Below are 14,128 nucleotides of genomic sequence, written 5' to 3' on the forward strand. Positions count from 1 at the left end.
CAGGATAGCTTATCGGTAGCTAACCGTCCCTCCATCCACATGACCAAGCGTTGCACTTATTATCTGAATTCGCGCTTTTCACCCTCGGTCTGGGTGCACCAGTGGCGGAAGTGCGTCTGGCGCGTTATCTGGCGCAGTCCACCGCGGTGGAAGGGGATATGGCACTGCTGAATGTCCATGCACAAAACAATTCTGCACGCAGTGCGATTGCGGAAGAAGTGGTGCAGGCGTTTGATTTGAACGTCGGGATCTAAACGGTGCATCTTAGCGGTTATTATCAGCAACCAGGACGGGCAGCTCGCGAGGCTGCCCGTCTCACATTACATACTCACCATTTTTCACTGCATCTTGCGGATACCGAACAGCAGTTTCAGCTGAAGGATATTACGCTGTCCGATGCGCCAGGCTCGATTCCCTTAACCATTACCTTTGCTGACGGCGGACGCTTTGTCCCGGCGGATGATGCCTTGCTGCGTCAGTGGGTCGCGCAGCACAAGCGCATCAGCTGGATACACCTGCTTGAGCGCAACAAACGCGGAGTGCTGGCGGTGCTGCTGGCGACGCTGATACTGATTGTGCTGTATGTCTGGGTATTGCTGCCGTGGGTCAGCCGCCATCTGGCGCTGCATATCCCTGATTACATCGAGCGACAGCTGGGGCAGCAGACGCAACAACTGTTGTCAGTCAGTGGTTTTCGCACCAGTGAGTTATCCGCTCCGGAGCAGCAGCGGATCAACCAGCTCTTTGCCCGGGTGATGCCGCCTGCATTGCATGATGATTCGCTGCCACCGCAGCTGAAGCTGATGCAGTTTCCTGGTGGCCCGAACGCGCTGATGCTGGCGGATGGCACGCTGATTATCAGCGACAGCCTGGTGAAGCTGGCGACGCACGATGATGCGCTGGCGGCGATTATGCTGCATGAGATGGGGCATCACCACTGGCGGCATCCGATGCGTATGCTGGTACGTTCCTCGCTGGTGACGCTGAGCTATATGTGGATGACCGGGGATGTCAGCGGTATTGGCGATACGCTGTTGCAGTCGGCGGCGTTTGTCGATCAGATGCAGTTCTCGCGCGAGATGGAGCGCGAGGCCGACCAGTGGGCGATAGCACAGATGCAGAAGCAGGGGCGCTCGCTGCAAGAGATGGCGCGTATCTATGCGTTAATCGCGCAGGAAGGGGAGAAGCAGGATGGCGGACTGGCGTTACCGCAGTGGCTGAGCACACATCCCGATATGCCGCACCGGATTGAGGCGATTAAGGCGGCTGAGAAGGGCGCGCCTTAATTGCAGGATACGGGCTGCTTCAGTCAGATGCAGAAGCGGAAATAAAAAAGCCGGGCACATTGCCCGGCTTTTCTTTGCTGAGAGACTTACAGCGCAGCGATGACGCCCTGCTGTTCAATCAGCTTCACTTTCGCCTGTTCGCACTCTTCCATGCGCTCACGCTCTTTCGCCACCACCGCTTCCGGCGCACGAGAGACAAAGCCTTCATTCGAAAGTTTCGCGTTAATACGCTCAATCTCGACTTCCAGTTTGGTCACTTCTTTCGCCAGACGATCCAGCTCGGCGGCTTTATCGACCAGGCCAGCCATTGGGATCAGCAGTTCTGCACCGTCGATCAGCTTGGTGACGGAAACCGGGCCTTTGTCATCGGCTGGCAGCAGTGTGATGCTCTCCAGGCGTGCCATTGACTGCAGGAAGCTGCGGTTGTCGGTTACACGGCGCTGTGCATCGGCACTGGCACCACGCAGCAGCACCTGCAACGGTTTGCCAGGCGCAATATTCATTTCTGCACGAATATTACGTACCGCAACAATCGCCTGTTTCAGCCACTCGGTATCCGCCTGCGCGGCGTCGTCCACTTTCGCTGCATCAAATTCAGGGAACGGCTGCAGCATAATGGTATCGGCAGTGATGCCTTTCAGCACTTTCACGCGCTGCCAGATGGTTTCGGTGATAAACGGAATAATCGGGTGCGCCAGACGCAGCAGCGCTTCCAGCACGCTAATCAGCGTATGGCGCGTGCCGCGCAGTTCCGCTTCAGAACCGCCGTTCATCACTGGCTTGGTCAGCTCCAGATACCAGTCACAGAACTGGTTCCAGGTGAATTCGTACAGGATGTTGGCCGCGATATCGAAGCGATAGCTGTCCAGCGCTTCACGGTATGCTTTCACTGTCTGATTGAATTCCGCCAGAATCCAGCGATCCGCCAGAGACAGCACCATTTCGCCGCCGTTCTGACCGCAATCCTGGCCTTCTGCGTTCATCAGCACAAAGCGGCTGGCGTTCCACAGTTTGTTACAGAAGTTGCGGTAACCTTCCAGGCGCTTCATATCCCAGTTGATATCGCGACCGGTTGAAGCCAGCGCGGCCAGGGTAAAGCGCAGCGCATCAGTACCGTGCGGTTCAATACCGTTCGGGAACTGTTTCTCGGTGCGCTTACGGATTTTCTCCGCCAGCTGCGGCTGCATCATGTTGCCGGTACGTTTTTCCAGCAGGTCTTCCAGCGAGATGCCGTCGACCATATCCAGTGGATCGATGACGTTACCTTTCGACTTGGACATTTTCTGCCCTTCATCGTCGCGGATCAGGCCGGTCATATACACGGTCTTGAACGGCACCTGCGGCTTGCCATTTTCATCTTTGATAAAGTGCATGGTCAGCATGATCATGCGCGCAATCCAGAAGAAAATAATGTCGAAGCCACTCACCAGCACGCTGGTCGGGTGGAAGGTGCGCAGTGCTTCGGTGTTCTCTGGCCAGCCCAGCGTGGAGAAGGTCCACAGACCGGAAGAGAACCAGGTGTCCAGCACGTCTTCGTCCTGGCGCAGTGCGACATCCGCCGCAATATTGTTTTCCGCACGCACTTCTTCTTCGCTGCGGCCAACAAAGACATTACCTGCTTCGTCGTACCAGGCCGGAATACGGTGACCCCACCACAGCTGACGAGAGATACACCAGTCCTGGATGTCGCGCATCCACGAAAAGTACATGTTTTCGTACTGCTTCGGTACGAACTGGATGTCGCCTTGCTCAACGGCTTCCACCGCCACTTTCGCCAGCGGTGCAGTACGCACGTACCACTGGTCGGTCAGCATTGGCTCGATCACCACGCCGCCACGGTCGCCGTAAGGTACGGTCAGGTCGTGTGGTTTGATTTCGTCCAGCAGGCCCAGTGCGTCAATGGCCGCGACAATCGCTTTACGCGCGGCAAAGCGTTCCAGTTTCTGGAATTCTGCCGGAATCGCGCTGTCGTAGGCGTCAGACTCTTCGCCGTTGGTATCGTAAACCTGTGCGCTTTCACGGATATCACCGTCAAAGGTCAGGATGTTGATCATTGGCAGCTTGTGACGACGACCCACTTCGTAGTCGTTAAAGTCGTGCGCCGGGGTGATTTTCACGCAGCCGGTGCCTTTTTCCATGTCAGCGTGTTCATCACCGACGATAGGAATGCGGCGATTGACCAGCGGCAGCACGAGGAATTTGCCAATCAGATCTTTGTAACGCGGATCTTCCGGGTTAACCGCCACGCCGGTATCACCGAGGATGGTTTCCGGACGGGTAGTGGCGACCACCAGATAATCTTTGCCATCAGCGGTTTTCGCGCCGTCAGCCAGCGGGTAACGCAGGTGCCACATCGAACCTTTCGACTCGCGGTTTTCCACTTCCAGATCGGAAATGGCAGTGCGCAGTTTCGGGTCCCAGTTAACCAGGCGTTTGCCACGGTAAATCAGATTCTCTTTATGCAGACGGACGAAGACTTCTTTCACTGCATTGGACAGACCTTCGTCCATGGTGAAGCGCTCACGCTCCCAGTCGACGGAGTTACCCAGACGACGCATCTGACGGGTAATGGTGCCGCCGGATTCCGCTTTCCACTGCCAGATCTTGTCGATAAAGGCGTCGCGGCCATAATCCTGGCGCGTTTTGCCCTCTTCAGCGGCGATCTTACGCTCCACCACCATCTGCGTTGCGATACCGGCGTGGTCAGTACCGGCCTGCCACAGGGTGTTTTTACCCTGCATACGCTGGTAACGGATCATGGTATCCATGATGGTCTGCTGGAAGGCGTGACCCATATGCAAGCTACCGGTGACGTTCGGCGGCGGGATCATGATGCAGAAGCTTTCCTGGCTGGTATCGCCATTCGGTTTAAAGTAGCCCTGCTGTTCCCACTGCTCGTACAGCGGTTGTTCGATATCTTGCGGGTTATATGTCTTTTCCATTATCTGCTATGTCGTTCCGGGCAATGGCGGCGTGGCCGTATTCAGGTTGAATCCGACGCTGCGGTAAGCTTTATAGCGATCGCGCGCCAGTTGTTTGAGAGAATCTTCGTAAGGTACGAAGTCTATCACTTCATGGAAAGCGGTGGCAAAATCTGCAAACTGCGGCAACAGGCTGATCAGCAAATCGCGCGGCGCATTGCCGCGACGCTGTGGCCAGGCCAGTTCTACCGGCGCGCCAAATTTTGGTCCTTCGCCTGCCAGATTATGCGGTACAAAGGCGCTGGCCGGACGCTGCCACAGGGCCTCATCCAGCTTAATCGCCTGTTGTTCACTTTCGCAGGCAATCAGCACACGCTTCCCGGCGCGCCAGCGCGCTTCCGCCAGCTCGCACACCAGCGCTTCCAGCGCGCTGAGTCCGTCAACCGGTGTATCGGTTTCCAGCAGATAGAAGGTTGCGTTTTTCATCGGTGATGCCTGATTAATTAAATGGAAACGGGCGGCATCAGAGCCGCCCAGCTTTCACTGAGGGTGAAAGGCTTCACCCTATTTTATGGCTTAATCGTCGCCGTTGAAACCCGCGCGATTTAACAGGAACTGCGACAGCAGCGAGACCGGACGACCGGTGGCCCCTTTCGCTTTACCGGAACGCCAGGCGGTGCCCGCGATATCCAGATGCGCCCAGTTGTATTTGCGGGCAAAGCGCGCCAGGAAGCAGGCTGCGGTAATCGCGCCACCCGGGCGGCCACCAATGTTCGCCATATCGGCGAAGTTGGATTCCAGTTGTTCCTGGTACTCATCGGCAATCGGCAGACGCCATGCGCGGTCACCCGCCTGCTCAGATGCGCCAATCAGCTCGTGCGCCAGCGGGTTGTGGTTCGACATCAGACCGCTGATATGATGGCCGAGGGCAATCACACAGGCGCCCGTCAGGGTGGCGACATCGATCACCACGTCTGGCTCGAAACGCTCAACGTAGGTCAGCGCATCGCACAGCACCAGACGGCCTTCAGCGTCGGTATTCAGCACTTCCACGGTCTGGCCTGACATGGTGGTCAGCACGTCGCCTGGACGATAAGCGTGGCCGCCTGGCATGTTTTCACAGCCCGCCAGCACACCAACCACATTCAGCGGCAGATTCAGTTCGGCGACCATGCGCATCACGCCATAGACGGACGCTGCACCGCACATATCGAACTTCATCTCATCCATCGCTTCGCCCGGTTTCAGCGAGATGCCGCCGGTATCGAAGGTGACGCCTTTACCGACCAGCACAATCGGTCTGGCTTCCGGCGACGGATTACCTTTGTACTCAATCACTGACATCAGCGACTCATTCTGCGAGCCACGGCCAACCGCCAGATAAGCGTTCATCCCCAGTTCTTTCATCTGCTGTTCGCCGATGACGCGGGTGGTGATATTTTTGCTGTAGTTGTCCGCCAGCTGACGCGCCTGCGACGCCAGATAAGCCGCGTTACAGATATTTGGCGGCATATTGCCGAGGTCTTTCGCGGCTTTAATCCCGGAGGCAATCGCCAGACCGTGCTGAATTGCACGCTCGCCGCTGGTCAGTTCACGGCGGGTTGGCACGTTGAACACCATTTTGCGCAGCGGACGGCGCGGCTCGGTTTTATTGCTTTTCAGCTGATCGAAGCTGTACAGCGACTCTTTCGAAGTCTCAACAGCCTGGCGCACTTTCCAGTAGGTATTGCGGCCTTTAACGTGCAGCTCGGTCAGGAAACAGACCGCTTCCATCGACCCGGTATCGTTCAGGGTGTTGATGGTTTTCTGGATCACCTGCTTGTACTGGCGCTCATCGAGTTCACGCTCTTTACCGCAGCCAATCAACAAAATACGCTCTGACAGGATGTTCGGCACATGATGCAGAAGCAGGGTCTGGCCAACTTTACCTTCCAGCTCACCACGACGAAGCAGGGCGCTGATGTAGCCATCACTGATTTTATCCAGTTGTTCGGCGATCGGTGACAGGCGACGTGGTTCAAACACGCCGACGACAATGCAGGCGCTGCGCTGTTTTTCCGGGCTACCGCTTTTTACACTGAACTCCATGTACTCTCCTGAATCTTAAAGACAACGGCGTTTGCTACGGCTAGAATGGTGCGCTTTCGTAACGTTTAACACCGTTGCGTAACGACGTTTAGTAAACGGACGTCAGATTGAGTTTCGATGACTCTGGTGGTTTTTTGTGTCATCTAAACGCTTGTGTCATACACTATATTAGCTATGACGACGGCCATTGATGAGAAAAAATGGCGGACAAGCGTTGAAACTATCGATTTTCCTGCAAAAAGACAAGTTTTCACAGGCGTACTAAGCGTGATCATCATTAGATATCTGGTTCGGGAAACGCTAAAAAGCCAGCTGGCAATACTCTTTATCCTGCTGTTGATCTTCTTTTGCCAGAAGTTAGTCAGGATACTGGGCGCCGCCGTGGATGGCGAAATTCCGACAAATTTAGTTCTTACATTGTTAGGCCTCGGCGTGCCGGAAATGGCGCAGCTCATTCTGCCGCTGAGTCTGTTTCTTGCCATTCTGATGACGCTTGGCAGGTTGTACACCGAAAGTGAAATTACGGTGATGCATGCCTGCGGCCTGAGTAAATCGGTGCTGGTGAAAGCCGCGATGATTCTGATGCTGTTCACCGCACTGGTGGCAGCGGTCAACGTGGTGTGGCTCAGTCCCTGGTCCGCACGTTATCAGAACGAAGTGACGCAAAACGCCAAAGCGAACCCTGGCGCCGCGGCGCTGGCGGCGGGGCAGTTCCAGCAGTCCAGCGACGGCAACTCCGTGTTGTTTATCGAGAACGTGAAGGGCAACCAGTTTGGCCATGTTTTCCTCGCCCAGTTGCGGCCGAGCGGTAACGCGCGTCCTTCGGTGGTGCTGGCAGACAGCGGCCATATCGATCAGCGTCGTGATGGTTCACAGGTGGTCACCCTCGATAAAGGCACCCGTTTTGAAGGCACCGCGTTGCTGCGCGATTTCCGCATTACGGATTTCCAGAACTATCAGGCGATTGTGGGCTACAAAACCGCGACGATTGACCCGAATGACGCCGACCAGGCAACGTTCTCTGATTTGCTGAAATCGGACACACCGCGCTTCCATACTGAGCTGCACTGGCGTCTGACGCTGATCTTCTCGGTGCTGGTGATGGCGTTAATGGTGGTGCCGCTGAGTGTGGTGAACCCGCGTCAGGGCCGTGTGCTGTCGATGCTGCCGGCCATGCTGCTGTACCTGATCTTCTTCCTGCTGCAAAGCTCATTAAAGTCCAACAGTGCCAAAGGTAAGATTGATCCTGCGGTCTGGATGTGGCTGGTGAACCTGTTCTACCTGGCGCTGGCGATTGCGCTCAACGTGTGGGATACGGTGCCGATGCGGCGCATCCGCGCCCGCTTCAGCCGCGGAGGGAGCCTGTAATGTTTGGCGTACTCGACCGATATATCGGTAAAACCATCTTTAACACCATCATGATGACGCTGTTCATGCTGGTGTCGCTGTCCGGCATTATCAAGTTTGTCGATCAGCTGCGCAAAACCGGCGAAGGGCAATACACCGCGCTGGGCGCGGGTCTGTATACCCTGCTGAGTGTGCCGAAGGATATTGAGATCTTCTTCCCGATGGCGGCGCTGCTCGGCGCGCTGCTTGGCCTCGGCACGCTGGCGCAGCGCAGCGAACTGGTGGTGATGCAGGCGTCTGGCTTTACCCGTCTGCAGATTGCTCTGTCAGTCATGAAAACGGCGATTCCGCTGGTGTTGCTGACGATGGCGATTGGTGAGTTTGTCGCCCCGGCGGGTGAGCAGATGGCGCGTAACTACCGTGCGCAGCAGCTGATTGGCGGTTCGCTGCTGTCGACGCAAAACGGCCTGTGGGCGAAGGATGGCAACAGTTTTATCTACATCCAGCGCATCAAGGGCGAAAACGAGCTGAACGGTATCAGTATTTACAACTTTAACGATCAGCGCCGCCTGCTGAATGTGCGTTACGCGGCGTCAGCCACCTATGACGCTGGCAGCCATAGCTGGAAGCTGTCGCAGGTCGATGAGTCGAACCTGACCGATCCGAAGCAGGTGAAGGGCAGTCAGATGGTCAGTGGCGAATGGAAGACCAATCTGACGCCGGACAAGCTGGGCGTGGTGGCACTGGACCCGGATGCGCTGTCGATTCGCGGTTTGTATAACTACTCTAAATACCTGAAGCAGAGTGGTCAGGAGTCCGGACGCTATCAGCTGAATATGTGGAGCAAAATCTTCCAGCCACTGTCGGTGGCGGTGATGATGCTGATGGCGCTGTCGTTTATCTTTGGTCCGCTGCGTAGTGTGTCGATGGGCGTGCGCGTGGTCACCGGGATTAGCTTTGGCTTCCTGTTCTACGTGCTGGACCAGATCTTTGGTCCGCTGAGCCTGGTGTATGGCTTGCCGCCGGTACTGGGTGCGATTCTGCCGAGCGGTGCTTTCTTTGCTGTCAGTGTGTATATGCTGATGAAGCGGCGGTAATCTTTCGGATCTGTCGAAGGTTGAAAAATAGACAAAAGTTAGCATGGATGCTAACTTAGCCTGCAGGCTAATATTGTTCAGGGAGGAACATATGTGTTTAGTGTGATTTTTCACCGTGAAGCAGAAGCCGAGCTATTGATGTTACCTGCTGCTGTGCGGGCTAAAATGGTCAGGCTGCTGCAAAAACTTGAAGCTGACCCAAGAACACTCCGGGAACCGGATACGAAACCCCTCGGGAACGGTTTATTTGAGATTCGGACCATGGGCTCTGACATCGCGCGGGGATTATGGGTTTATCAGGCTGGCGAGCGTATTTTCCTGTTACGCATATTTATCAAAAAGTCGATGAAAACGCCGCCTGGGGAGATAGAACTGGCTTTCCGCAGACTGGAGGAAATGAAAAGTGAAATATAAAACACTCAGCCAGATCCATTCTGAATCAATGTCTGATGCCGAATACCGGATTGCATACGAAGCTGAAGTAGAACGCGAACGCCTTCAGGATACGTTACAGGGATGGCGCAAAGAAGCCGGTTTAACATCTGCTCAGGTTGCTGAAAGGATGGGGATTAAGCCCCCGACCGTGTCTCGTATGGAAAAGAATGCAACAAAGATGAGTTATGAAACACTGATGCGTTATGCGCATGCGTGCGGTGTGAATTTCAGGTTGCAACAGATCTAACATTGACTCCGGCTAAGCGCTTTCCTGCGAGGGCGTTTGGGGGAGAGTGTCTCTCCCCTGAGAAACGCTGTTATTCGCCGTGAAATTCACTGCAACAATGTTATCGCCAGCGGCACCTGCGACAACAGATACAACACCAGTCCTATCGTGCCACCCACCAGCGTGCCGTTGATACGAATAAACTGCAGATCCCGGCCAATATTCACCTCAATCTGCCGCGACATCTCGCGCGCATCCCAGCTTTTCACCGTATCGCTGATATGACGCGTCAGAAACGCCGCGAAGTCTGGCGCGACCGTGCTGGCGGCCTCTTCCATATGCTGATTCAGCGATGCACGCAGACTGTCGTCATGCAGTAATGTCTCACCAAACCAGCGCCCCGCCGACGCCACCTGCGCCTGCACGCGTGAGTTGTCAGCGCTTAAATCCTGCTTCAGCCAGCCACGCAGATCGCCCCACAACTCCAGCAGATAGCGATTCAGCGCCTCATCCTCTTTCAGATATTCTTTAATGCTCTCCGCCCGTTGTGCCATCTCCGGGTCCTGCTTCAGCCGCTCAATAAAACGCGCCGTCGCACGGTTAAAACTCTGGCGCAGCTGATGGTCCGGGTCATGGCCGATATCATCCAGAATCGAGTTTACCGCTTTCGACACCAGGTCGGCGCTGTGCTCGCCCAGCCACTCGGTGGGCAGAACTTTGGCGGTAATCGGATGCTCACGCTTAATCCACTGCACCAGTTGCAGGGCAATAAATTCACGGCTGGAAGGCTTATTGATTAGCGTCAGCAACTGCTCAATGGCGGCATCCAGCAGCGCCTGATGGCGCTGGTTTTTGGTCATGCTCTCCAGCAGCAGCGCGGCGGACTGGCTCAGATCCACCTTATCGATCGCTTTATGCACCGCACGGCGCAGTAAACCCTGGATACGCGTGTCATCGGTCAGGTCGAGAAAACCGCGCATTACCTGCAACAGATGGCGACCGAGCCGTTCGGCATTGCCCGCGGCGGCCAGCCAGCTGGCGATAATCTGCGCCGGATCGTGACGGCGGATCAGCGCCAGCAGCGAGTCGGTATCGAGAAACTTCTCCTGCACAAAGCGGCCGAGATTGTCGCCAATGCGGTCTTTATTGCGCGGAATAATTGCCGTATGACGGGAGATAAACGGCACCGGCACGCGGCGGAACAGCGCCACCACGGCAAACCAGTCGGCCAGCGCGCCCACCATCGCCGCTTCGGCAATCGCTTTGATGCCGCTGACCCAGAAGCCAGGTGGGAAGAACAGGGTGGTGATAAAGATCCCGGCAGCGCAGCACAGCAGCAGCAGGGCGAGGCGTTTGGTTTTTTTCAGTTCGGTTTCTTTATCCATAGGCGTTACTGCACCAGATTGTAATTCAGCGAATACTTAACGATATCGGCGTTGTTGCTGAATTTCATCCGCTTCATCATGCGCGACTTATAGGTGCTGACGGTTTTATTGCTGATGGACAACGTATCGGCGATGGCGTTAATGGTTTCGCCGTGCGCCAGCATAATCATGATTTGCCGTTCGCGCATCGGCAGGTTTTCATGTGGTGCGCGATTGCCGCCCTGATAGTCAGAAAAAACGATTTCCTGCGCCAGATCGTAATCGATATAGCGCGCCCCGCGCGCCACGGTGCGGATGGCGTGCAGCAGCGCTTCCGGCGGCTTGTCTTTGGTGATATAGCCCAGCGCGCCGCTGTTGAGTACCCGGCGCGCGATTTGCGGCTCGTTGTACATGCTCAGCACCAGAATGCGTAGCTCCGGGTATTGCGGGGTAATGCGGTTAATCAGATCCTCACCGCTGATGCCTGGCATCGAGATATCCAGCAACAGCAGATTCACCTCATGATGACGCAGCCGCTCCAGTACCTGGCTGCCATCCGGCGCTTCACACACCACGCTGATACTGCTGTCGAGGGCAAAAATCTGCTTCAGACCTTCACGCATAATGGCGTGATCGTCGGCAATCATCAGTTTTATCTGTTGATCCATGCGTTACTTATCCTTTTTGCTCTCACCGGAGGTGGGGGTTTTGCTGCTCAGGGGAAACGTAAGTTTTACCCGGGTGCCTTTGCCCGCTTCGCTGGTGATCGTGACCTCGCCATCCAGCATACGTCCGCGCTCCTGAATACCGAGCAGGCCAAAGGCGTTTTTATGCACGCGATGGATATTAAAGCCTTTGCCATTATCCACCACTTCAATCTCCAGCCGCTCCGGCTGTGGTTTAACAATAATATAGATATTACTGGCGCTGGCGTGGCGTGCGGCGTTGGTCAGCGACTCCTGCACCACGCGAAACGCGGCGGTCAGCGACGCCTCATCCAGCTGCACGCTGTGCTCATCCGGTGCTACCAGAATGCAGCGGCAGCCGCCATTCTTCATAAACTGATCGCGCAGCCACTCCAGCGAAGGAATTAAGCCAAGATTCAGCACATTTGGCCGCAGACGGGTGGAGACATCGCGCACCACCTGAATGGTGCTGTCCACCAGTTGCGTCAGGTTTGCCAGCTGGCTCTGAATCACCGCGCTGCCTTCATCGGCACGAATCGACAGCAGCGACAGTCCGGTGCGCAGTGAGGTGAGATGCTGGCCCAGTTCATCATGAATATCACGCGCCAGCTGTTTACGTTCCGCTTCGCGCGCCAGTTCCTGATTGCGCGTCAGCAGGCGCAGCTGCTGGTGAGCGGCACGCATCTCCTGCCCGGCCTGGCGGATCGCGGTAATATCGCGCCCGACCGCCAGCACGCTGGTGATGTTGCCCCGCAGATCGTATTCCGCCACACAACGCACATTCACCACCCGCGTCTCGCCGTGGCGGTCAATGCGTACTTCATCTTCACTGTCACTCTCACTGACCAGCGTCTGCGACACCAGTTTAAAGAAGCTGAGACCCACTTCACCGCGCGGCACACTGTCGGTCAGTGCCTGCTGGATATCCTGTTCATTAAGGCCAAAGCAGCTGCGCACGGCGGGATTGGCGTAGATACAGCGCATCTGCAAGTCAAAACGGGCGATCAGGTCCGGCGAGTTTTCCACCACGCGCTGCATCTGCTTTTCGCGCAGGCGCTGCTGCTCCTTCTGCTGGCGCAGCTCGCGCACATCGTGTACCACGCTGAGGATCTGCACTTCACCCTGATTGTCATAAGCGCTGGCGCTGATCTCCACCGGAAACAGTTCGCCACGGCTGTCGGTATGCTGCGAGGTAAAAGTAATCCCCTCCGGGCGCATGCTGAGCTTCCACCATAAGGTCACCACATCGCTGTCACGCAGTTCATGTTCGATGGTGGAGAACGGCAGCGTCGCCATCTCCTGACGCGAGTAGCCGGTCATCTGACAGGCTTTGTCATTGACGTAGCGGATACGTAACTGGCTGTCGATCAGATACACCGCGTCATGCACGCGATTCAGCGCAATGTCTGATAATCTGGCGGACGTCACGCCCGCTGGCGGTTGTCGGTTGGTCATACTCTGCAGCAGCATAAATCCCTCTGAGTTGCCGTCGTGTGATCAGTCACAGTACATCTCTGCTGCCGGGACGGCCCAGCGCCCCGGATTATTTTGGAAGTTTGCTAAATATAATCATGCTAACTATAGCATGCGCGTGTGTCTGCCCGGTGTCAGGCATAGATATGACCTTTCAATACTTCGCGCACCCTGGAAAGCCGTGAACGCACGGTGCCAATCGGAATATTCAGCTGCTGCGCCACATCCTGATAGCTGCCCTCGCTCTCCACCAGAATCGACAGCATGGTGCGGATATCTGCCGGCAGCCGCGCAATCGAATCCAGCGTCACGCCCAGCAGTTGCTGGTGTTCGGTAATATCACTGGGATCATTTTCCAGCAGCAGATCGGCAGTCACCTCATCATCCAGCGTGTCCTGCAGCCAGCGCCCCTGCTGGCCTTTGTAATAGTTACGGATCAGATTCACCGCAATCCCAAACACCCAGGTTTCCGGTCGCGACGCGCCCGCAAACTTATGACGATTGCGCAGCACTTCGAGGCAGGTCATCTGCAGAATATCTTCCACATCATCGCGATTGGCGATGCGCTTGCGAATAAAGTTTAACAGCTTCTTATTGTGCTGATGGAAGACCTCATCCCAGTTCACCTGCAGGGCAAATTCAGCAGCAGGGTGGGCGGCAGCGGGGGTGGGGGTGATTGGGTTCATCATGATGTTCTCTCCGAAGTTAACACGACTGTGCTGGCGATATAGCAAGCGATATGCCAGCGCAGATTGCGTGTTTAACCCGTTGTTTTGACTTGCTTCGCTTTTCCTTCCAGGAGTTATCTGAGACGAATTTTGTGTCGGATTCCGCAGACGTTATGCAACTAATTGCATTAGTGACGGAGAGAAATTATCGGCGGGTAATTTTTTCTGTCATCAGCGGGAACCGAATGCCGCCAGCTGACACAGAAAGAGGGTGACTAACACCAGGGAGTGCTGGCGATGATTAAGATGCAACCCGCGATACCGGTCCTGCAACACACGGTAAAAGCGTTACTGAAAAGCGGCGAACAGGCGGCGGCGAAGAATGCCAGCCGCGCGCCGGATAATGTGCGCACGCGGGCAGAGACATTAAATGATTCGCTGGAAGAAATCGGTTCGATGTTTAGGGAAGGTGCGATTTAATCGGTGGGGTTCAGTGGAGTCCTTAGCTGTATTAGCCTTACCTTAGCTGAGCTGTAT

At 55.7% G+C, this 14,128-nt stretch carries 13 protein-coding genes and 1 pseudogene; 7 read left to right on the top strand and 7 right to left on the bottom strand.

Annotated elements, in window-relative coordinates; translation table 11 throughout:
• Positions 1-77: 77 nt before the first annotated feature.
• Together ACSZO1_RS18140 and ACSZO1_RS18145 are read left to right on the top strand one after the other, a co-directional pair.
• A pseudogene (locus ACSZO1_RS18140) lies at positions 78-254 on the top strand (DUF898 family protein); the annotation flags it as partial.
• A 3-nt stretch (positions 255-257) separates the two neighbouring features.
• A complete protein-coding gene (locus ACSZO1_RS18145; RefSeq protein ID WP_437615108.1) occupies positions 258-1,286 on the top strand; it encodes a M48 family metallopeptidase in 1,029 nt (342 codons plus the stop codon).
• An 86-nt stretch (positions 1,287-1,372) separates the two neighbouring features.
• Here the strand turns inward: ACSZO1_RS18145 and ACSZO1_RS18150 are convergent, their stop codons facing one another.
• From ACSZO1_RS18150 to pepA, 3 genes are all read right to left on the bottom strand, one after another.
• Positions 1,373-4,228: a valine--tRNA ligase gene (locus ACSZO1_RS18150; protein ID WP_437615110.1), complete on the bottom strand. Its 2,856-nt coding sequence runs from the start codon at positions 4,226-4,228 to the stop codon at positions 1,373-1,375.
• Between the two features lie 6 nt (positions 4,229-4,234).
• Complete coding sequence (locus ACSZO1_RS18155; protein WP_437615112.1) at positions 4,235-4,693, bottom strand: DNA polymerase III subunit chi; 459 nt, start codon at positions 4,691-4,693, stop codon at positions 4,235-4,237.
• A gap of 90 nt (positions 4,694-4,783) precedes the next feature.
• A complete protein-coding gene (pepA, locus tag ACSZO1_RS18160; RefSeq protein WP_437615114.1) occupies positions 4,784-6,295 on the bottom strand; it encodes a leucyl aminopeptidase in 1,512 nt (503 codons plus the stop codon).
• 267 nt (positions 6,296-6,562) lie between these two features.
• Between pepA and lptF the strand changes: the two genes are divergently transcribed.
• The 4 genes from lptF (at position 6,563) to ACSZO1_RS18180 (ending at position 9,421) form a co-directional block, all read left to right on the top strand.
• The gene (lptF, locus tag ACSZO1_RS18165) at positions 6,563-7,663 is read left to right on the top strand and encodes an LPS export ABC transporter permease LptF (RefSeq protein ID WP_437615116.1); all 1,101 of its coding nucleotides are present in this window, start codon (positions 6,563-6,565) and stop codon (positions 7,661-7,663) included.
• Positions 7,663-8,739, top strand: coding sequence for an LPS export ABC transporter permease LptG (gene lptG, locus ACSZO1_RS18170; RefSeq protein WP_437615118.1), 1,077 nt, complete (start codon positions 7,663-7,665; stop codon positions 8,737-8,739). Before lptF ends, lptG begins: the two co-directional genes overlap by 1 nt.
• A 93-nt stretch (positions 8,740-8,832) precedes the next feature.
• Entirely contained in the window at positions 8,833-9,153 is a 321-nt protein-coding gene (locus tag ACSZO1_RS18175; protein WP_437615120.1) for a type II toxin-antitoxin system RelE/ParE family toxin, read from the top strand.
• Positions 9,143-9,421, top strand: a complete 279-nt coding sequence (locus ACSZO1_RS18180) for a helix-turn-helix domain-containing protein (protein WP_437615122.1) — start codon at positions 9,143-9,145, stop codon at positions 9,419-9,421. The genes ACSZO1_RS18175 and ACSZO1_RS18180 overlap by 11 nt, the downstream gene beginning before the upstream one ends.
• An 86-nt stretch (positions 9,422-9,507) precedes the next feature.
• On the opposite strand, the gene ACSZO1_RS18185 is transcribed toward ACSZO1_RS18180, so the two are convergent.
• From ACSZO1_RS18185 to ACSZO1_RS18200, 4 genes are all read right to left on the bottom strand, one after another.
• The gene (locus tag ACSZO1_RS18185) at positions 9,508-10,785 is read right to left on the bottom strand and encodes a DUF445 domain-containing protein (RefSeq protein ID WP_437615124.1); all 1,278 of its coding nucleotides are present in this window, start codon (positions 10,783-10,785) and stop codon (positions 9,508-9,510) included.
• Positions 10,786-10,790: 5 nt separating this feature from the next.
• Positions 10,791-11,432: a response regulator gene (locus ACSZO1_RS18190; RefSeq protein ID WP_437615126.1), complete on the bottom strand. Its 642-nt coding sequence runs from the start codon at positions 11,430-11,432 to the stop codon at positions 10,791-10,793.
• Between the two features lie 3 nt (positions 11,433-11,435).
• Positions 11,436-12,920, bottom strand: a complete 1,485-nt coding sequence (locus ACSZO1_RS18195) for a PAS domain-containing sensor histidine kinase (protein ID WP_437615128.1) — start codon at positions 12,918-12,920, stop codon at positions 11,436-11,438.
• Positions 12,921-13,057: 137 nt separating this feature from the next.
• On the bottom strand, positions 13,058-13,609 hold the full coding sequence (locus ACSZO1_RS18200) for an RNA polymerase sigma factor (protein ID WP_437615132.1): 552 nt from the start codon (positions 13,607-13,609) through the stop codon (positions 13,058-13,060).
• 279 nt (positions 13,610-13,888) lie between these two features.
• On the opposite strand from ACSZO1_RS18200, the gene ACSZO1_RS18205 reads away from it, so the two are divergent.
• Positions 13,889-14,071, top strand: coding sequence for a hypothetical protein (locus ACSZO1_RS18205; protein WP_437615130.1), 183 nt, complete (start codon positions 13,889-13,891; stop codon positions 14,069-14,071).
• The last annotated feature ends 57 nt before the right edge of the window (positions 14,072-14,128 follow it).

The sequence above is a fragment of the Erwinia sp. V71 genome (assembly GCF_965644245.1).
Lineage (GTDB): Bacteria > Pseudomonadota > Gammaproteobacteria > Enterobacterales > Enterobacteriaceae > Erwinia.

Coding starts and splice junctions, on each gene's coding strand:
- ACSZO1_RS18150 (WP_437615110.1), bottom strand. CDS start 4,228: ATGGAAAAGACATATAACCCGCAAGATATCGAACAACCGCTGTACGAG.
- ACSZO1_RS18155 (WP_437615112.1), bottom strand. CDS start 4,693: ATGAAAAACGCAACCTTCTATCTGCTGGAAACCGATACACCGGTTGAC.
- pepA (WP_437615114.1), bottom strand. CDS start 6,295: ATGGAGTTCAGTGTAAAAAGCGGTAGCCCGGAAAAACAGCGCAGCGCC.
- lptG (WP_437615118.1), top strand. CDS start 7,663: ATGTTTGGCGTACTCGACCGATATATCGGTAAAACCATCTTTAACACC.
- ACSZO1_RS18185 (WP_437615124.1), bottom strand. CDS start 10,785: ATGGATAAAGAAACCGAACTGAAAAAAACCAAACGCCTCGCCCTGCTG.
- ACSZO1_RS18190 (WP_437615126.1), bottom strand. CDS start 11,432: ATGGATCAACAGATAAAACTGATGATTGCCGACGATCACGCCATTATG.
- ACSZO1_RS18195 (WP_437615128.1), bottom strand. CDS start 12,920: ATGCTGCTGCAGAGTATGACCAACCGACAACCGCCAGCGGGCGTGACG.
- ACSZO1_RS18200 (WP_437615132.1), bottom strand. CDS start 13,609: ATGAACCCAATCACCCCCACCCCCGCTGCCGCCCACCCTGCTGCTGAA.
- ACSZO1_RS18205 (WP_437615130.1), top strand. CDS start 13,889: ATGATTAAGATGCAACCCGCGATACCGGTCCTGCAACACACGGTAAAA.